Annotated in this window: 18 protein-coding genes and 1 pseudogene; 15 read left to right on the top strand and 4 right to left on the bottom strand. The window is 66.1% G+C overall.

What is annotated here, in order from left to right:
• Window positions 1–138 precede the first annotated feature (138 nt).
• The gene (locus QN239_RS11485) at window positions 139–477 is read left to right on the top strand and encodes a hemophore-related protein (protein ID WP_499010385.1); all 339 of its coding nucleotides are present in this window, start codon (window positions 139–141) and stop codon (window positions 475–477) included.
• Window positions 478–545: 68 nt separating this feature from the next.
• Here the strand turns inward: QN239_RS11485 and QN239_RS11480 are convergent.
• Window positions 546–1,732, bottom strand: a pseudogene (locus QN239_RS11480) (acyl-CoA dehydrogenase family protein).
• Entirely contained in the window at window positions 1,716–2,759 is a 1,044-nt protein-coding gene (locus QN239_RS11475; RefSeq protein ID WP_499010383.1) for an acyl-CoA dehydrogenase family protein, read from the bottom strand. The pseudogene QN239_RS11480 and the gene QN239_RS11475 overlap by 17 nt, the downstream one beginning before the upstream one ends.
• 252 nt (window positions 2,760–3,011) lie before the next feature.
• On the opposite strand from QN239_RS11475, the gene QN239_RS11470 reads away from it, so the two are divergent.
• Genes QN239_RS11470 through QN239_RS11455 form a run of 4 tightly spaced genes read left to right on the top strand, consistent with a single transcriptional unit; the run spans window position 3,012 to window position 6,571 of the window.
• Window positions 3,012–4,121: an amidohydrolase family protein gene (locus QN239_RS11470; RefSeq protein ID WP_499010382.1), complete on the top strand. Its 1,110-nt coding sequence runs from the start codon at window positions 3,012–3,014 to the stop codon at window positions 4,119–4,121.
• Between the two features lie 17 nt (window positions 4,122–4,138).
• Window positions 4,139–5,281: an amidohydrolase family protein gene (locus QN239_RS11465; protein WP_499010381.1), complete on the top strand. Its 1,143-nt coding sequence runs from the start codon at window positions 4,139–4,141 to the stop codon at window positions 5,279–5,281.
• A 1-nt stretch (window position 5,282) separates the two neighbouring features.
• Entirely contained in the window at window positions 5,283–5,672 is a 390-nt protein-coding gene (locus QN239_RS11460; protein WP_090353092.1) for a Rieske (2Fe-2S) protein, read from the top strand.
• The gene (locus tag QN239_RS11455; protein WP_499010380.1) at window positions 5,669–6,571 is read left to right on the top strand and encodes an alpha/beta fold hydrolase; all 903 of its coding nucleotides are present in this window, start codon (window positions 5,669–5,671) and stop codon (window positions 6,569–6,571) included. The genes QN239_RS11460 and QN239_RS11455 overlap by 4 nt, the downstream gene beginning before the upstream one ends.
• A 6-nt stretch (window positions 6,572–6,577) precedes the next feature.
• Here QN239_RS11455 and QN239_RS11450 read toward each other — a convergent pair whose 3' ends face one another.
• Window positions 6,578–7,039, bottom strand: coding sequence for a hypothetical protein (locus tag QN239_RS11450; protein WP_090353089.1), 462 nt, complete (start codon window positions 7,037–7,039; stop codon window positions 6,578–6,580).
• Between the two features lie 54 nt (window positions 7,040–7,093).
• On the opposite strand from QN239_RS11450, the gene QN239_RS11445 reads away from it, so the two are divergent.
• From QN239_RS11445 to QN239_RS11405, 9 genes are all read left to right on the top strand, one after another.
• Window positions 7,094–8,386 carry an NADH-ubiquinone oxidoreductase-F iron-sulfur binding region domain-containing protein gene (locus QN239_RS11445; protein ID WP_499010377.1) on the top strand — a complete coding sequence of 431 codons (1,293 nt, stop codon included), beginning with the start codon at window positions 7,094–7,096 and terminating at the stop codon, window positions 8,384–8,386.
• Complete coding sequence (locus QN239_RS11440; RefSeq protein ID WP_167161475.1) at window positions 8,383–8,679, top strand: ferredoxin; 297 nt, start codon at window positions 8,383–8,385, stop codon at window positions 8,677–8,679. Before QN239_RS11445 ends, QN239_RS11440 begins: the two co-directional genes overlap by 4 nt.
• Window positions 8,676–10,334 carry a thiolase C-terminal domain-containing protein gene (locus QN239_RS11435; RefSeq protein WP_499010375.1) on the top strand — a complete coding sequence of 553 codons (1,659 nt, stop codon included), beginning with the start codon at window positions 8,676–8,678 and terminating at the stop codon, window positions 10,332–10,334. Before QN239_RS11440 ends, QN239_RS11435 begins: the two co-directional genes overlap by 4 nt.
• Window positions 10,327–11,178, top strand: a complete 852-nt coding sequence (locus QN239_RS11430) for an alpha/beta hydrolase (protein ID WP_499010372.1) — start codon at window positions 10,327–10,329, stop codon at window positions 11,176–11,178. Before QN239_RS11435 ends, QN239_RS11430 begins: the two co-directional genes overlap by 8 nt.
• On the top strand, window positions 11,178–11,996 hold the full coding sequence (locus tag QN239_RS11425) for an NAD(P)-dependent oxidoreductase (protein ID WP_499010371.1): 819 nt from the start codon (window positions 11,178–11,180) through the stop codon (window positions 11,994–11,996). The genes QN239_RS11430 and QN239_RS11425 overlap by 1 nt, the downstream gene beginning before the upstream one ends.
• A 40-nt stretch (window positions 11,997–12,036) precedes the next feature.
• A complete protein-coding gene (locus QN239_RS11420) occupies window positions 12,037–12,843 on the top strand; it encodes an NAD(P)-dependent oxidoreductase (protein WP_499016708.1) in 807 nt (268 codons plus the stop codon).
• A 115-nt stretch (window positions 12,844–12,958) separates the two neighbouring features.
• On the top strand, window positions 12,959–14,161 hold the full coding sequence (locus tag QN239_RS11415; protein ID WP_499010369.1) for a cytochrome P450: 1,203 nt from the start codon (window positions 12,959–12,961) through the stop codon (window positions 14,159–14,161).
• A gap of 4 nt (window positions 14,162–14,165) precedes the next feature.
• Window positions 14,166–14,360 carry a ferredoxin gene (locus QN239_RS11410; protein ID WP_090353076.1) on the top strand — a complete coding sequence of 65 codons (195 nt, stop codon included), beginning with the start codon at window positions 14,166–14,168 and terminating at the stop codon, window positions 14,358–14,360.
• A 2-nt stretch (window positions 14,361–14,362) separates the two neighbouring features.
• Window positions 14,363–15,121 carry an alpha/beta fold hydrolase gene (locus tag QN239_RS11405; RefSeq protein WP_499010367.1) on the top strand — a complete coding sequence of 253 codons (759 nt, stop codon included), beginning with the start codon at window positions 14,363–14,365 and terminating at the stop codon, window positions 15,119–15,121.
• 4 nt (window positions 15,122–15,125) lie between these two features.
• Here QN239_RS11405 and QN239_RS11400 read toward each other — a convergent pair whose 3' ends face one another.
• Window positions 15,126–16,199: an NAD(P)H-dependent amine dehydrogenase family protein gene (locus QN239_RS11400; RefSeq protein ID WP_499010365.1), complete on the bottom strand. Its 1,074-nt coding sequence runs from the start codon at window positions 16,197–16,199 to the stop codon at window positions 15,126–15,128.
• Window positions 16,200–16,347: 148 nt separating this feature from the next.
• Between QN239_RS11400 and QN239_RS11395 the strand changes: the two genes are divergently transcribed.
• Window positions 16,348–17,067 carry a hypothetical protein gene (locus tag QN239_RS11395; RefSeq protein ID WP_499010364.1) on the top strand — a complete coding sequence of 240 codons (720 nt, stop codon included), beginning with the start codon at window positions 16,348–16,350 and terminating at the stop codon, window positions 17,065–17,067.
• The last annotated feature ends 12 nt before the right edge of the window (window positions 17,068–17,079 follow it).

Genomic DNA, 17,079 nt, shown 5'->3' with positions numbered 1-17,079 from the left:
GCGCCTCCTACAAAGGAATATTCTGCACCCTCGTCCGTCCTGTTAGCCTGTAAAAATCAGCGTGTAACGCAACCGGCGCGAACGACGAAAAGTGTGTGACGCCGGAAACTGGTCCGGGCGGGGAAAGGTATCTAGGCAATGGTGAAGGTGTCGGGAAAGAAGATCGTGCTCACCCTGGTCGGGATGGCAGCCACGCTGCCGCTGACCGCAGGCATCGCGTCGGCGACCCCGGACTTGAGTCCCGTGGTCAACACGACGTGTAGCTACGACCAGGTCGTCGGGGCCATGAACGCGGAACGGCCTGATCTGGCTCAGCAGTTCAGTGCTCAGCCGGTCGGGCAGGCCATGCTGCGCAACTTCCTGGCCTCGGGCCCGGCAGAGCGCCAGCGCACCGCGACGCAGATCGCGAACACTCCGGGTGCGTCGAAGTACTTCGACGGGATCGCGCAGATCATCACGAGCTGCAACAACTACTGATCGACAACGGATTCGGCGCGTTTCGTCTTGGGCGAGACGCGCCGAATTCGTTTGTCCGACCTCGCTACTCAGCCCCGAGGTAGGCCGAGCACCTGCTGCGCGATGATATTGCGCTGGATCTCCGAGGTGCCGCCGGCGATGGTGCCCGAGAAGCTGCGCGCGTAACGCTCGAACCAGCTCGCGTAATAGTGGTCCAGGTTCATGTGGGCGTACGGCCCGCTGAATGCCGGGTGGATCAATCCCTCCGAACCGGCCGCGATGAGCGCATTGTTCGACGCTCGCAGCTCGGCCTCGGCGCCCAGCAGCTTGGGCACCGACACCGAGGCGACGTCGACGTCCCCCGGGCGGCTTTGGCCAGCCCGACCGAACCCAGCAGCCGCAACGCCTGGTAGTCCATGATGGTCGATGCCAGCTGGTCACGCTCCAGCGGCGTGGACGGCTTGAAATCGCCGATCGAGTTGGCGATCCGGTCCGCGAAGCCCAGCCACATCATGGTGCGCTCGTGGCCCAGTGACCCGTTGGCCACCTTCCAGCCGCCGTTGAGCGGGCCGACGAGGTTCTCGGCGGGCACCCGCACATCGGCGAAGAAGACCTCGTTGAAGTCTTTGTTCTCCTCACCGCAGATATCGGCGAACGGCCTGCACACCACACCCGGGGTGTCGGTCGGGATGATGAGCACGCTGATGCCCTTGTGCTTGGGTGCGTCGGGGTCGGTGCGCACGAACGTCAGCAGCCAGTCGGCGTCGTGCGCTCCCGAGGTCCAGACTTTCTGGCCGTTGACGACGAACGCTCCCCCTTCTGCGCCGTTCTCGTACGTAGCCTTGGTGCGCAACGACGCAAGGTCGGACCCCGCGCTCGGCTCGCTCATGCCCAGTGACGCGGTGCGCTCCCCCATGAGCACCGGCACCGCCCACTGCTGCTTCTGCTCCTCGGTGCCGAAGGTCAGCAACGATGCGGCGATGATGTTGACGCCCTGTGGGTTGAAGCTGTGGTAGATCCGACGCCGGCACAGCTCCTCCAGATGAACGTAGGTCTGCAGCACAGATGCGTTGCGGCCCCCGAACTGCGGGGGCTGGGCCGGCAGCAGCCAGCCGTTGTCGAACAACAGACGCTGCCAGTCGCGTGCCCACTGCGGCATGTGCGATACCGACCGCGGACGCTCCAAGGTGTCTGCCGCAGAGGGTAAGTGCTGGTCGAGGAAGGCCGAGAACTCGGCACGGAATTCTTCGACGTCGGGATCAAATTCGAGTTGCATCAAACTCCTCGGCGATGAGAGCGCGGTGTTCTGCGGCGCCGCCGAGCAGGAGCTCGCCGGCCTTGGCCCGCTTCAAGGCGAACTGAAGGTCGTTTTCCCAGGTGAAGCCCATGGCCCCGAAGGTCTGTAGGCCGTGCTGGAACACCAGTGACTGGCACTCCCCCGCACTGGCCTTAGCCATCGCCGCGGCGATACGACGGCGCGGGTCGTCGGCGGCGATGGTGAGCGCGGAGAAATAGGACAGCGCCCGCGCCCGCTCGATGGCCACGTACATATCGGTGGCCTTGTGCTGGATGGCCTGGAACGAGCCGATGGGCACCCCGAACTGATGTCGGCTCTTGGCGTGCTCAAGGGCCAGGTCGAGGACGCGCTGGCAGGCGCCGACCATGGTGATGGCCAGGCCCATCAACGCGATGTGCCGGGATCGTTCGACCAGGGCCGACGCCGCCGACGGCTCGAGGTCCAGCCGGTCGGGCTCCTCGACGCGCAGCCGGTCGAAGGTCACTTCGGCGACGTGCAGAACCGGGTCGAACACATCACGTCGCCGGGCGCTGAAGCCTTCGCCGTCGATCACGAACACCCCGGCGGGTGTCACCACGGCGATCTGCTCGGCGCGATCACCGTCCAGCACGAATTTCGACGTGCCATCCAGCACCCAGCCCTGTTGACTCCACGTGGCGCTGACCCCGTCGTAGACCGCCGCCCCGGCCTTCGAAGGGTCGAAGCGCTTTCCGGCCAGCGGCGCGAACTGCGACAGCGTCGCCAGGAATGGGGTCGGGTCGGTCGCCCTGCCGAGTTCCTCAAGCACGATGGCCAGTTCGACCGCGTTCTCCGGGTCGGCCAGCTCCGTCCAGCCTGCGTCCAGATAGGACTGCCACAGTGCGTGTGCGGCCTCAGGTGCCCCCTTGTTCTCTGCGATTCTGTTCTCTGCGATTCCCCGCACCAATGACGCCGGGCACTGTTCGCCCACCGCATCGCGCACCGTCTCCTGCCATAGCCGCTGGTCAGCATCGAACTCAAGCAGCACGCGGCACCTCCCACCTCACTCGTCCCGACGCGGCGAGAATACCATTCTCCTATGTGGTGTCGAGATTCTCCAGCAGCCAGTGCGGGGTTTCACCCGGCAATCGCCACGCAACTGACCAGCACACACGCCCACCAGCGCGGATGTAAGCGATCCGCTGGAGAACATTATTCTTGATTCGGAAGAACAAGGATCTACACTGGGACCCACTCCGGCCGGTTCCCGGCCCGGCTTGTGAGGGGAAGGTGGAACCCGGTGAAGCGGTTCGAAGAAGGTTCCGGTGTGGTGGATGTGCCCGTCATCGACGCCAGCGTGCACATCTTCTTCGGCTCCAACTCCGACCTGCGGCAGAACTTCCTGCGCGAACCGTTCAGCAGCCGAGGATTCCCGGACTACGAGATGGACTGGTACGGCGCGCCCGGCGGCGAATACCTGAATGAGGCCAAGGGCCCCCACCGCGAATACCCGGGATCCGATGTCGACCTGGTGGCCGAGCACCTGTTCGTCGACCGCGGCGTCGACGTGGCGGTCCTGCACCCGATGACGCGCGGCATCATGCCCGACCGCCATCTGGGCTCCGCGCTCGCCGCGGCTCACAACGACATGATGGTGACCCGCTGGCTCGAACACGACGAGTTCGGTGAACGCTTTCGCGGCACCCTCCGCGTCAACCCCGATGATGTCGCCGGCGCGCTGCGGGAGATCGAGAAATACAAGGACCACCCACGGGTCGTGCAGATCGGCGTACCCCTGCAATCCCGCGAGCTCTACGGCAAGCCCCAGTTCTGGCCGCTGTGGGCCGCCGCTGAAGCGGCAGGTCTGCCGGTCGCCGTGCACATCGAGGTCGGTGCGGGAATCCAGTTCTCCCCCACACCTTCTGGCAGAGCCCGGACGTACGAACAGTACCTGTCCTTCATGTCCCTGAACTATCTGTATCACCTGATGAACATGATCGCCGAGGGCGTGTTCGAACGAATGCCGAACCTCAAGATGGTCTGGGCCGACGGTGCGGCCGACATGCTGACACCGTTCATCTGGCGGATGGACTGCTTCGGAAGGCCGCATCTGGAGCAGACCCCGTGGGCCCCGAAGATGCCCAGCGACTACCTGCCGGGCCACGTGTATTTCGTCCAGGGCGCGTACGACGGGCCCGGCGACGTCGACTTCGCGGGTGAGTGGTTCGGGTTCACCGGCAAGGAAGACATGACGATGTTCGGGTCGAGTTACCCGCACTACAACGCTGCCGAACTGACCGTGCCGGCGGCATACAGCGCCGAACAACGGGACAAGCTGTGCTGGCGCAATGCCGCGCAGTTGTACGGAATTCAAAGTCCGGCTTTTTCGTCCGCTTCGGGCGCACAGTAGAGCAGGAGGCCACCACCATGTCCGTCACCACCACACCCCGTGTCGCCCCTGCCGAGCGCATCGCCGTTCGGTGCGTCGACTCCGACGTCCACCCCATGCCGCGACGCGGTGAGCTGGTCGAATACATCCCGGAACCGTGGCGCAGCAAGTATTTCCTGAACCACAAAGTGGGCGAGCAGATCTACTACGACGCCCCTGATTACGCACACGCGTACGCGATGCGCCTCGACGCGTTTCCGCCGGACGGCGAGTTCGCCTGCAGTGACCCCGATATGGCGCTGCGCCAGCTGGTGATGGAGGCCGGATCCGATATCGCGATCCTGGAGCCCACCCACGGTGAGATGCGGCTGCCCGAGGCGACATCGGCCTACTGCACGGCCACCAACACCTGGCTGGCCAATCATTGGCTGGACAGCCACAACAACTGGCACGAGCGCTGGCGCGGGTCCATCTGTGTGGCCATCGAGGACCAGCCCGGCGCCGTCACCGAGATCGAGAAGTGGGCGGAACACCCGTTCATGGCCCAGATCCTCATCAAGGCCGAACCGCGGCCGTCCTGGGGCGATCCGTGCTACGACCAGATCTGGGCGACCGCCACCAAATACAACATGCCCGTAAGCTGCCATCTGTCGCGCGGCGTGTACGAGACGCTGCCCATCCCGCCGGTCGGGCTACCCAGTTACAACCACGATTTCATGGTCACGTACTCGTTGTTGGCCGCGAACCAGGTCATGAGCCTCATCTTCGACGGTGTCTTCGACCGGCATCCGACCCTGAAGATCGTCTTCATCGAGCATGCGTTCACCTGGATCCTGCCGCTGATGTGGCGGATGGACGCCATCTACGAAGCCCGCAAAAGCTGGCTGGACATCAAGCGCAAACCCAGCGAATACGTCAAGCAGCACATCAAGTTCAGTACGCAGCCGTTGGACTACCCCGAGGACAAGACCGAACTCTCCCGGGCCTTCGAATGGATGGAGTGCGACAAGCTCCTGCTCTTCTCCAGCGACTACCCGCACTGGACCTTCGACGACCCCCGCTGGCTGGTCAAACACCTGCCCGAGTACGCCCGCGAGAACATCATGTTCCGCAACTCGATCGAGACCTACAACCTTCCCGACACCGTACCGGTGCTCGAGGGTCAGGTTCGGGTGTTCTGAGTTGGCCGACAACGAGACTCCCCGACTCGCCCAGGGACGCGAACACGTTGTTGCCACCGTCGACGAAATACCTTCCGGCACGCACAAACTCGTTCCCATCGGCCGTCACGGCGTGGGCGTGTACAACGTCAACGGCACTTTCTATGCGATCGCGAACTACTGCCCCCACGAGGGCGGCCCGCTGTGCTCGGGACGCGCTCGCGGTCTGAATGTCGTCGACGAGAACGTTCCCGGTGATGCCGTGATGGTGCGCGACAAGGAGTACATCTTCTGTCCCTGGCACCAGTGGGGATTCGAATTGGCCACCGGCACCACGGCGGTGAAGCCGGAGTGGAGCATCCGGACCTACCCGGTGCGGGTGGTCGGCAACGATGTGCTGGTGCAGGCATGACCAGTCACGAAGGCCCCGTGCTCAAGCGAGGCGAGAAGGTCATCGAGATCAACGGCGGTAACGTCGTCTACGAAATACTGGGCAAGACAGGAGATCTCATCGCCCTGACACCGGGCGGACGGTTCAGCAAGGATATCCCCGGGCTGCGTCCACTGGCCAACGCTCTGGTCAAGGGCGGCTGCCGGGTACTGCTGTGGGACCGGCCGAATTGCGGCAAGTCCGACGTGCAGTTCTACGGCCAGAGCGAGTCGCACATGCGCGCCGAGACGCTCTACACCCTGATCTCCAAGCTCGGTGTCGGGCCGTGCATCATCGCCGGAGGTTCCGGCGGCGCCCGGGACTCGATTCTGACGGCGATCCTCTACCCGGAGATCGTCACCAAGCTGATCGTGTGGAACATCGTCGGCGGCGTGTACGGATCGTTCGTGCTCGGTGGGCACTACATCACCCCGAGCATCCTGGCCGTCCGCGGTTTGGGTATCAAGGGACTGCTGCACGTACCGGAGTGGCGCGAACGTATCGATCAGAATCCCACCAACCGGCAGCGCTTCCTGGAGCTGGACAACGACGAGTTCCTCAAGGTGATGTTGCGCTGGCTCAACGCCTTCGTGTCCAAACCGGGCCAGACCATCCCCGGCGTACCGGACGAGACGTTCGAGAACATCACCGTCCCGACGCTGATCATCCGGGGCGGCGAGAACGACTGGGATCACCCCAAGCGCACCTCACTCGAAGTGAGCTGCCTGATCAAGGGTTCCACCCTGATCGATCCGCCGTGGCCCGAGGACGCCTGGGAGCGGGCCGGCGAGAAGTTCGCCCGGAGCGGCGGGAAGAAGTTCTGCTTGTTCGACACGTGGGTGCAGGCCGCGCCGGCGATTCTCGACTTCCTGGACAGCTGACGTGAACTACTCCAGCAGGATGCGCACCTCGCTGTTCAGCGATGCCTCCAGCGCGGTGTGGATCCGGCTCTCGGGCACCCGGGCCAGGTCGGCGCGACACAGCGTCACCTCCACGATGTCCCAGCCCTCGCCGCTCGGGAAACGCTGCACCCGGCCGGCCAATCCGAAGCCGGCCAGCACACCGTGCGCGTCGTCGTCGGTGCCGCGACTGACGAAGGTCAGCACCCCCGGCACCGGGTTGGTACCGAAAGCCTTGCTGCACAGCGTGATAGCTTCTGCCGTCAGCACATCCGGATCGTCGCCGGCCACCAGCACCTCAACCTGGCGCCGGCCGGCCGGCAGTGCACTCAGATCGGCCTCGACCACCTCGGCGCCGAGCTCGCGCAATGCTGCCATGCCTTCGGTAAGCCGGGCCGGGGTCAGCTGCCCGAACGGATCCACGTCCACACGCACCACTGCGGTTCTCACGGCACTCAGCCTAACCGTCGCCGGCACGGCGGACGAGCAGGAAAGGACTACCGCATGACCACCACCGCAACGGATCTCGCCACTTCGGTGTGGCCGGGCCTGACCCCGCGCCTGTTGCGGACCGAACACGGCCGCGAAGATCTCTCCGACTACACGCGTTCCGGCGGCTACCAGGACGTCGACGATCCAGAGCGACTGCTCGGCGAGATCGCCGCGGCGGGGCTGCTCGGCCGCGGTGGCGCCGCGTTTCCGCTCGCGGTAAAGCTGCAGACGGTGCGCGCCGCCCACCTCGCGGGGCGGCAGACCATCGTCGTCGCCAACGGCGAAGAGGGCGAGCCGGCATCGGTGAAAGATCGCTGGCTGCTGCGTAACCGGCCTCATCTGGTGCTCGACGGGCTACGTCTGGCAGCGTGGATCGTCGGCGCGCAACGGGCCTACGTCTACGTCTCCGACACCCACGCCGCCGCCGCGATCGAGGCCGCGCTGGCCGGGGCCGACACCGCACCGGCGATCAGCGTGGTGACCGTCTCGCCCGCCTATATCGCCGGTGAGGAATCCGCGGCCGTGCGGGTGATCAACGGCGGACCGGCCAAACCCACGGACAAACCGCCGCGGGTGTTCGACGAAGGAGTCGCCGGGTGCCCGACGCTGGTGAGCAACGTCGAGACGCTGGCCCATCTGCCGTATATCCGGCGACATGGCGCGGATGCGTTCCGCTCGCAGGGCACCGAGGCCTCGCCGGGCACCTTCCTGGCCACGATCACCGGTGCAGGCAAATCACCCGTGCTCTACGAGCTGCCCTACGGCACCCCCATCGCCGATCTGCTGACCCTGCACGGAGTGTCCCCCGCGGCCGTGTCAGGACTGCTGATGGGTGGGTACTTCGCCGGACTGCTCGGCCCCGACGCGGTCGGTGCCGGCCTGGACCACGAGACGCTGCGCGCACTCGGCAGCGGCCTGGGCTGCGCAGCGGTGGCGGTGCTCACCTCCGACTGCCCCGTCGCTGTGGCCGCCTCGGTGCTCGACTACTTCGACCGGGAGAATGCGGGACAGTGCGGCTCCTGCTTCAACGGGACGGCGGCGATGGCCGCCGTCACCGGGGCTTTGCGCAACGGTGCCGCCACCGCCGAAGACCTCGAGCGGCTGCAGCGGTGGTCGGTGGTGCTGCGCGGCCGGGGCGCGTGCGCGACGCTGGACGGCGCGGCGAATATCGCGGCCAGTCTATTGGCCCATTTCCCCGACCTGGTCCGTGCGCATGTCGACGGATCCTGCGACGGCTGCCGCACTTTCGAGGCGCAGCGGCCCTTCGAGGTTGAGGCGATCGAAGCAGTGGAGGCGCGTCGATGAGGATCAAATTGGACCGTACCCTGTGCGACGGGTTCGGGATCTGCGCCAAACACGCACCCGAGTACTTCTCACTCGACGACTGGGGATACGCCAAGCTCGAGGGCTCCGGCGACGTGCCGGCCCAGGATCGCGATGCGGTGATGCGGGCCCTGCTGGACTGCCCGGTACACGCCATCCTCGAGCTCGGCGAGCGACGCCCCGATGACGATCACCGGCCACTCGTCGACACGGCCGACCCCGCCGGCAGCCTCAAGACCGAAGACAACGAAGCGCAGTGGGGGTTCACCCGGTGACCGCAGCCCCGGGACGTCCACTGCCCCAACTGACTTCGCAGAACGAGTTCTTCTGGACCTCGGGCGCCGACGGGAGACTCCGCATCCAGGAATGCCAGAGCTGCCACGCGCTCATCCATCCGCCTGCCCCGATCTGCCGCTACTGCCGCAGCCAGGATCTCGGGGTTCGCGCCGTGTCGGGCCGGGGCACGCTGGCCGGTGTGAGCATCAATCACCGCTTCGGCTTCCCCGATCTGCCGCCGCCCTATGTGATCGCCGAAGTGGCGATCGCCGAGGATCTGCGGGTCCGGCTCACCACCAACATCATCGACTGTGATCCGGAGAAGCTGGAACTGGGCCAACCCGTCGAGGTGCGCTTCCAGCAGTTCGCCGATGTCTGGCTGCCGGTGTTCACACCCGCGGCCGACCAGACGGCGCCGGCGACGATGCCCGAAGACGAGATCGCACCATCGGAATTCGGCAAGTACGTCCGCCCCATGCTCACCGCCGAGAAGTTCGAGGACCGCTCGGCCATCACCGGGGTCGGCGCTTCCACGATGGGCCGACGGCTGATGGTGCCACCGCTGTCGCTCACCATCGAGGCGTGTAAGGCGGCGGTCGCCGACGCCGGACTGACCTTCGACGATATCGACGGGCTGTCCACCTATCCGGGTCTGGACATCGCCGGGATGGGCGAGGGTGGCGTGTCCGCGCTGGAGGGTGCGCTGGGACTGCGTCCCACCTGGATCAACGGCGGTATGGACACCTTCGGGCCGGGCGGCTCGGTGATCGCGGCGATGATGGCCGTGGCCACGGGCATGGCCAGGCATGTGCTGTGCTTTCGCACCCTGTGGGAGGCCACCTTCCAACAGTTGATGAAGGAAGGCCGGATGTCGCCCCCCGGTGGTTCGCGCACCACCAGCTGGCAGCAGCCGTTCGGCGGCATCTCGGCGGCACATACGCTGGCGCAGAACGCCTCCCGGCACTTTCACCGGTACGGCACCACACGTGAGACGCTGGGCTGGATCGCGCTGAACCAGCGGGCGAACGCGGCCCTGAATCCCACCGCCATCTACCGCGATCCGATGACGATGGACGACTACCTGTCTGCCCGGATGATCACCACGCCGTTCGGTTTGTACGACTGCGATGTTCCGTGCGACGGCGCCGTCGCCGTGATCGTGTCGGCCGTCGACGCCGCCAAGGACCTGCCCCACAAGCCGGTGCGGGTGGAGGCCGTCGGCACCCAGATCATCGAGCGGCTGGACTGGGACCAGACCACCCTCACCCACGAACCCCAGGTGCTGGGCCAGTCCGCACATCTGTGGAGCCGGACCTCGTTGCGGCCCAGCGATGTCGATGTTGCGCAGCTCTACGACGGTTTCACCTTCAACTGCCTGTCCTGGCTGGAAGCCCTGGGCTTCTGCGGGATCGGCGAGGCCAAGGATTTCCTGGACGGCGGCAAGGCCATCGCACGGGACGGGGTGATCCCGCTCAACACCCACGGCGGGCAGCTCTCGCATGGTCGCACCCACGGGATGGGACTGATCCACGAGGCGGTGACCCAGCTCCGGGGCGACGCCGGCGAGCGCCAGGTCGCCGGTGCCAAGGTGGCGGTGGCCAGCAGCGGCGGCTTGACACCCAGCGGTGTGCTCCTGCTCCGGACCGATGACTGACCTCGTCCGGCGCCGCATGGTGATGATCGGCGCGGTGCCGATGACCGCCCTGGTCGCATCGGTCCCCGAGCCGCGGGCGGTGATCGTCGCGATCCACGGCGGGGCAACCTCTTCGGTGTATTTCGACTGCCCGGGCCACCCGGATCTGTCGCTGCTACGCCGGGCCGGATCGCAGGGTTTCACCGCCATCGCACTGGACCGCCCCGGCTACGGTGCATCCGCGCTGTATCAGGACACCATGGACAGCCCGGCGAACCGGGTGGCGCTGGCCTGGGGTGCGGTCGACAAGATCGCCGAGGGCGGACCGCTGTTCCTGCTGGGCCATTCGTTGGGCTGCGAACTCGCACTGCGGATGGCCGATCACGAACGCGTCATCGGCATCTCACTGGCCGGCACCGGACTTCGCTACCACCCGAAGGCGAAAGACCTGCTCAGCACGGCCACGCTGGCCGGTACCCCGACGGGGTTGCGTCAGCTGCTCTGGGAGCCGGCGACGTTGTATCCCGACGGGATTCCCAGCTCGGCGCTGTCGGCCCCGGGAGTGCGCTACGAGGGTGCGGTGACGGCCGATTGGGCACGCCACACTTTCGGCGAACTCGCAGCGGCCGTGCGTGTTCCGGTGCAATTCAGCGCCGCCGACCACGAGGGTGTGTGGGAGTCCGGTCCCGAGTCGCTGGCGGCGATCGCGGCCCTGTTCACCGGGGCACCCGGCGTGGACGTCAGCGAAATGGCCGACAGCGGACACAATCTCAGTGTCGGGCTGTCGGCTGCCGAGTATCACCGGCGGGTGTTGGCATTCGCCGGTCAATGTGTGTCGAGTGCTGTCGAAGCGGAGGCGGGTTGATGCGGGTCGGATTCATCGGGTTGGGTAGCCAGGGCGGGCCGATGGCTCGCCGCATCGTCGACGGCGGCTATGAGACCACACTCTGGGCACGCCGAGCGGCCTCGCTGGAGCCCTACGCCGGCACCGCGGCGAAGACGACCGGGTCACCGGCCGAGCTCGGTGCGGCAAGTGATCTGGTGTGTCTGTGCGTCGTCGGCGACGATGACGTGCGCCAGGTGCTGTTCGGGGACGACGGCGTATTCGACGGCCTGGCGCCCGGCGGTATCGTGGCCATTCACTCCACCATCCACCCCGACACCTGCCGCGAGATCGCCGAAAGAGCTGCCGGTCAGGGTGTTTCGGTGATCGATGCTCCGGTCAGCGGGGGCGCGCCCGCCGTCGAGGCCGGCCAACTGCTGGTCATGGTCGGCGGCGCCGAGGCCGATGTGGAGAAGGCCCGTCCGGTGTTCGCCACCTATGCCGACCCGATCGTGCACTTGGGCCCCCTGGGGAGCGGGCAGGTCGCCAAGATCCTGAACAACCTGTTGTTCAGCGCCAATCTCGGTGCGGCCATGAGCACCCTGGAACTCGGCGAAGCGCTCGGTGTGCCACGAGACCGGCTGTGCGAGGTGATCTCCCGCGGCTCGGCCAACAGCAAGGCGCTCGGCAGTATCGCGGCGTTCGGGGGCACGCTGGACCGGTTGGCCCCGATCGCGGGTGCGCTGCTGCAGAAGGACTGCCGGTATGCGACCGCCCTGGCCGAGGAAGCCTCGGCCACGCAGGGTTCGGTGTTCACCGCGGCGGACACGGCGCTGGGCATCATGGACCACCCGCGCTGATGAGCGCCTGCGCGAAGAAGAAAGTGCCCCTGATGAGCGCCTGCGCGAAGAAGAGACTGTCCTGATGAGGGTCGGTTTCATCGGAGCGGGCCGGATGGGCGCGTCCATGGTCGGCCGCCTGGTCGGGGCCGGTCATCAGGTCGCCGTGCTGGCGCGCACCCCCGCGCGGCGTGAGGCGATTCGCGAACTCGGCGCCACCCCTGTCGGCGATATCACCGAGGTGGCCACCGAGGCCGTGGTGCTGTGCGTGTTCACCGACGAACAGGTGCGCGACGTGTGCGCGGGTCCGCTACTGGCAGCGATGCCGGCCGACGCCACCCTGATCATCCACACCACCGGCAGCCCTCGGACCGCCCAGGCCATCGCCGCCCAGGCGCCGCAGATCGGGGTGGTGGACGCGCCGGTGAGCGGCGGACCGCACGATATCGCCGCGGGCCGTGTCACGGTGTTCGCCGGCGGCGCCGAGGACGTCGTTGCCCGCGTCCGGCCGGTCCTGGACAGCTACGCCGCACCCGTCCTGCACATGGGCCCGTTGGGTACCGGGCAGGGCATGAAGCTGGTCAACAACACGATGTTCGCCGCGCAGATCGGCCTGGTCTCCGAAGCGGTGCGGATGGGAGCGCGGCTCTCGATCGACGAGACCGCACTGCTGGGCGCGCTCGCACACGGCAGTGGCGCAAGTCGGGCGCTGGGCATGATCGAGCGGGCTGGTTCCACGCAGCGGTTCATCGGCGCGGTAGGCGAGTTTCTCAGTAAGGACATCGCCGTGGTGCACCGGACGCTCGCCGATCTCGGTTTCCCGCTCGGCGCGGTGGAGGCAGTCGTCAACGCCGGTGTGCCAGATTGAGTCACGGTGAAATCGGGCATTTCGGCGCGGCTGGGCAGCTGCGCTGCTAACGTTACAATTTTTTAGCCTTCCGTAATGTTTGGGGTGGCAGCTCCACCCCAAAGGAGGACCCGGAATGACAACGGCCGAACTCGTTTTCGATCCTTTCTCCGAGGAGTACTTCACCAATCCTTTCGAGATCTACCGGCGGATGCGCACCGAGGCGCCGCTGTACTACAGCGCCGACCAGGACTTCTATGCCCTCACCCGGCACGCGGACGTGTCCGCGGCGCTCAAGGACCACGAGGCGTTCTCGTCCTCCCGCGGATGCGACCTGGCGATGGTGCAAAGCGACGAACCGCCGCAGAAATCCATCATCTTCATGGATCCACCGGATCACCGGCACATGCGCAGTCTGCTCAACAAGGCGTTCACCCCGCGGGCGGTACAGGCCCAGAAGGACACCATCGTCGAACAGATCGACCGCTTCCTGGGCAGGATCACCAGCGACGAGTTCGACGTCGTCCAGGACTTCTCCGCGCCGTTCCCGGTCGAGGTGATCACCCGCATGGCCGGTGTCGAAGACGAGTACCGCCAGCAGGTGCGGCACTGGATCGACACCAGTCTGTCCCGCGAACCCGGACAGATCGGTTATTCCGAAGCCGGCATGCAGGCCAATATCGACACCGCCATCTACTACTACTCACTGGTGCAGAAGCGTCGGGAGAACCCGCAGGACGACATGATCAGCCGGCTCATCGCTGCGGAGATCCCGCGTGAGGACGGCAAACTGCACAAGCTCGACGATATCGAGATCACCGGATTCGCCACCTTGCTCGGCGGTGCGGGCGCCGAGACCGTCACCAAACTCATCGGCACGGCGGTGGTGTTATTCGCGAAGCACCCGGACCAGTGGCAGAAGCTGATCGACAATCGTGAACTGGTGCCGGATGCGGTGGAGGAGCTGTTGCGGTTCGAAGGGCCGGTGCAGTACAACGTGCGCTACACCCTCAAGGAAGCCCACGTGCCCAGCGGCGTGATCCCCGCCGGCAAGGCCGTGTTCCTCATCAGCGCAGCCGCCAACCGCGATCCCGACGCGTTCACCGACGCCGACAGATTCGATATCGAGCGGGATCGCACCGAGGCCCAGAATCTCGGCCTGGGCTACGGTATCCACAGTTGCCTGGGCGCCGCGTTGGCCCGCATGGAGAGTGTCATCGCGTTGCAGAAGCTGCTCGACTTCATGCCCCGCTACGAGGTCGATTTCGCCGGTCTCGAACGGGTGCGGATGCAGAATGTGGCGGGCTACGCCCGGGTCCCGGTGAAGGTGGTGCGGTGACGACATGAGTCGCATCGAGGTCGATTTCGGATTGTGCGAGAGCAACGGCGTCTGTATGGGGGTGATCCCCGAGGTGTTCGATCTCGACGACCAGGACTATCTGCACATCCTCACCGACGAAGTCACCCCGTCCAACGAGGGCCAGGTGCGCGAGGCCGTCCGGCAGTGCCCGCGTCAGGCCATCTCCATCGTGGACTGAGCGTGCGATTCGTCTTCGTGCACGGCGGTTTTCACGCTGCCTGGTGCTGGGATCGGGTGATCGCCGAGCTCGCCGACCTCGGCCACGACGGTGTCGCGGTGGACCTACCCGGCCACGGCGCACTCGTGAGACAGGACTCCACCCTGGCCAATCGGCGCGACGCCATCGTCGCGGCGATGCAGCCGCACGACGTGCTGGTCGGGCATTCGGGTGGCGGTTTCGATCAGACGCTGGCCGCCGACACCCGGCCTGATCTGGTGAAGCACATCATCTACCTCGCCGCCGGGCTGCCCCGCGAAGGCCGTACATATCCGGAGGCGATGGCGATGCGCGACACCGAAGACGGTGAGTTCGACGGGGACGTCGGGGAAATGCTGCGCTACTTGAGCTTCGATGCCGACGGCGCGATGACGTTCGCAGATTTCGACGGGGCGTGGAAATACTTCTACCACGATTGCGACGAGGAGACGGCCCGCTGGGCGTTCGGCCGGCTGGGACCGGAACGCTTCGGCGACACCACGGTGACACCGGTGTCGGTCCCCACCTTCTGGGCCGCCGATCTGCCCCGCAGTTTCATTGTCTGCGAACAGGACCGGTGCATGCCTCGGTGGCTGGCCGATACCGTGGCGCGTCGTCTCGGCGTCGAGCAGCTGTCCATCAACGCATCGCACTCGCCGTTCCTGAGCCGGCCGCGCGAACTGGCCGAGCTGTTGGTGCACGCGACCACCACCAAGCCCATCGGCCCCCTCATCCCGGTGTGACGTGTCACCACATGAGGCCGCGGACCGTTGCACTGAGCGGGATGTCCTCCACCGCGATCAACCCGCTGGGCGCCCGGCAGATCCAGTCGATGGCGTTGACCACCCGCGCCGCGGTCGAGATGCATCCGGCGTCGGTCGAGTCCAGCACGGGGTGCGCCACGTGGGTGTTGAGCTCCACCCGCGGTTCACCCTCGACGACCACCCGGTGCACGCCGGTGTGTCCGTCCGGCGGGTGATCCCATTCGGGTGCCGCGGCGCTGGTCAACCGGTTGATGTGCTCCATCGTGATGATCGGCCCACCGTCGCGCACTCCCTCCACCGCGAACCGAGCCGCGGCCATCTGCCCCGGCTCGACGGTGCACATCGTGCACTCGATCCGGGTGTCGGCGTACCACGGTTCGACGCGTTGGCGGATCTCGTCGAGTTCGACCCCGAGCTGGGCGGCGAGATTGCGTACCGGCCCACCCCACATGCTGGTGATCACCCCGGGCAGGAACAGCATGGGCTCACCCTCCTCGGGCGACATGCCGAAACCCATTGACCGGCCGGTGAACTCGTAGTCATCGTAGTTGCCGTAGTCGAAGATCTCCTGAACGGTGACAGACCTGGCCCGGGTCACCAGACTCAGCGCGGCGATCACCTCGGTGTCGCCCGAGTAACCCGGGTCCATCCCGTTCACGTACAACGATGACGTACCCGCCTTACACGCCGCTTCCAGCGGGACGCGCAGCCAGTCCTCGGCGTGATGTGGGGCCACCAGCCACACCATCGACGTCGCGGCCACGTTGATCCCGGCGGACAGGAATCGGCACATCTGCCCGATCGCCTCCATGGGACGGGTCTCGCCCTGTGCGGTGTACACGACACAGTCGGGCTGTAGCGCGATCAGCGCGTCGATGTCGTCGGTCGCGATGACCCCGGTCGCTTCGCTCAGGCCGCACAGTTCGGCGGCATCGCGGCCGATCTTGTCCTCGCTTGCCGCATGGACGCCGACGAGCTCGAGATCGGGTCGGCCGATGATCGCCCGCAGCGAGTGCCTGCCGACATTCCCCGTGGAGAACTGGACCACCCTGCGCATCGAGACACCCTTTCGTGGCCCACCGAAGTCCTGACTTAAGTCAACCATAGGCATCGGCTCAACATGCCGCTATTAGGCAGCTATGGCGATTCTTGACCGTCGATATCAGCCCTTGACTCCGCTATTTGACTGACTATAGTCAGCGTTTGTGAACCTGCCGACGCGCGATCGTGGTCGCAGACCGGCACCGCACGGCCCCGGCGGCCGGCTCGACGAACACCTGGAGACGTCCCGGCTCGCGCAACGCCAGGCCGACAGGTGGCTGATCTCCGGCAGCCTGCTGATCGGCACGGCGGCACTGGGCTTCTTCGGGCTCCCCCTGTTCCTGCGGGGTGTATGGCTGCTCCGCAAGGCGGCCCGCGACGGACTGACCGTGCGCCCGATGCTGGTCACCCTGATCGGCTACCTGGTCATCATCGACGCGGCGATCAACACCGTCGGCTGGGCGCTGGACACCGTCGCCAACCACACCCTGCTGGCCCGAGTCCTGTTGAACGGCTGGGGAAACATGTTCGACGCCGGCTACTTCTGGCACTACAACGAACTCCTGATCGGCGGCGCCGCCGGCCCCGGGGAGAAGGCCATGGAAGTCGGCATGATCCTGACCGTCTTCACCATGCGAATCGCCGCCGGAATCGGCTTCCTGCAGATGAAACGCTGGGGACACCAGTGGATGATCATCACCTGCTGGATGGGCGTCCTGATCTGGTGCGTCTACGTGTTCAACATGACGATGTATGCCGACGTGCGCTTCGCCGGGGTGGTGCTACCGGTCGTGGGGTGGTGGCTCTACGACATCTTCTACATCACGCCTTTCCTCGCGATCCCCTATCTGCACTCCGTGAACCGCGAGATCTTCTCCGACTGAGGAAGGCCAGGC

The sequence above is a fragment of the Mycolicibacterium sp. Y3 genome, assembly GCF_051188035.1.
GTDB classification, from domain to species: domain Bacteria; phylum Actinomycetota; class Actinomycetes; order Mycobacteriales; family Mycobacteriaceae; genus Mycobacterium; species Mycobacterium fluoranthenivorans.
Note: the sequence above shows the minus strand (reverse complement) of the source record. Positions and strands in the feature narration are given on the sequence as shown.

Excerpts from the sequence above, each read along its gene's own strand:
- QN239_RS11485 (WP_499010385.1), top strand. The coding sequence starts at position 139 with ATGGTGAAGGTGTCGGGAAAGAAGATCGTGCTCACCCTGGTCGGGATG.
- QN239_RS11465 (WP_499010381.1), top strand. The coding sequence starts at position 4,139 with ATGTCCGTCACCACCACACCCCGTGTCGCCCCTGCCGAGCGCATCGCC.
- QN239_RS11455 (WP_499010380.1), top strand. The coding sequence starts at position 5,669 with ATGACCAGTCACGAAGGCCCCGTGCTCAAGCGAGGCGAGAAGGTCATC.
- QN239_RS11445 (WP_499010377.1), top strand. The coding sequence starts at position 7,094 with ATGACCACCACCGCAACGGATCTCGCCACTTCGGTGTGGCCGGGCCTG.
- QN239_RS11440 (WP_167161475.1), top strand. The coding sequence starts at position 8,383 with ATGAGGATCAAATTGGACCGTACCCTGTGCGACGGGTTCGGGATCTGC.
- QN239_RS11430 (WP_499010372.1), top strand. The coding sequence starts at position 10,327 with ATGACTGACCTCGTCCGGCGCCGCATGGTGATGATCGGCGCGGTGCCG.
- QN239_RS11425 (WP_499010371.1), top strand. The coding sequence starts at position 11,178 with ATGCGGGTCGGATTCATCGGGTTGGGTAGCCAGGGCGGGCCGATGGCT.
- QN239_RS11415 (WP_499010369.1), top strand. The coding sequence starts at position 12,959 with ATGACAACGGCCGAACTCGTTTTCGATCCTTTCTCCGAGGAGTACTTC.
- QN239_RS11410 (WP_090353076.1), top strand. The coding sequence starts at position 14,166 with ATGAGTCGCATCGAGGTCGATTTCGGATTGTGCGAGAGCAACGGCGTC.
- QN239_RS11400 (WP_499010365.1), bottom strand. The coding sequence starts at position 16,199 with ATGCGCAGGGTGGTCCAGTTCTCCACGGGGAATGTCGGCAGGCACTCG.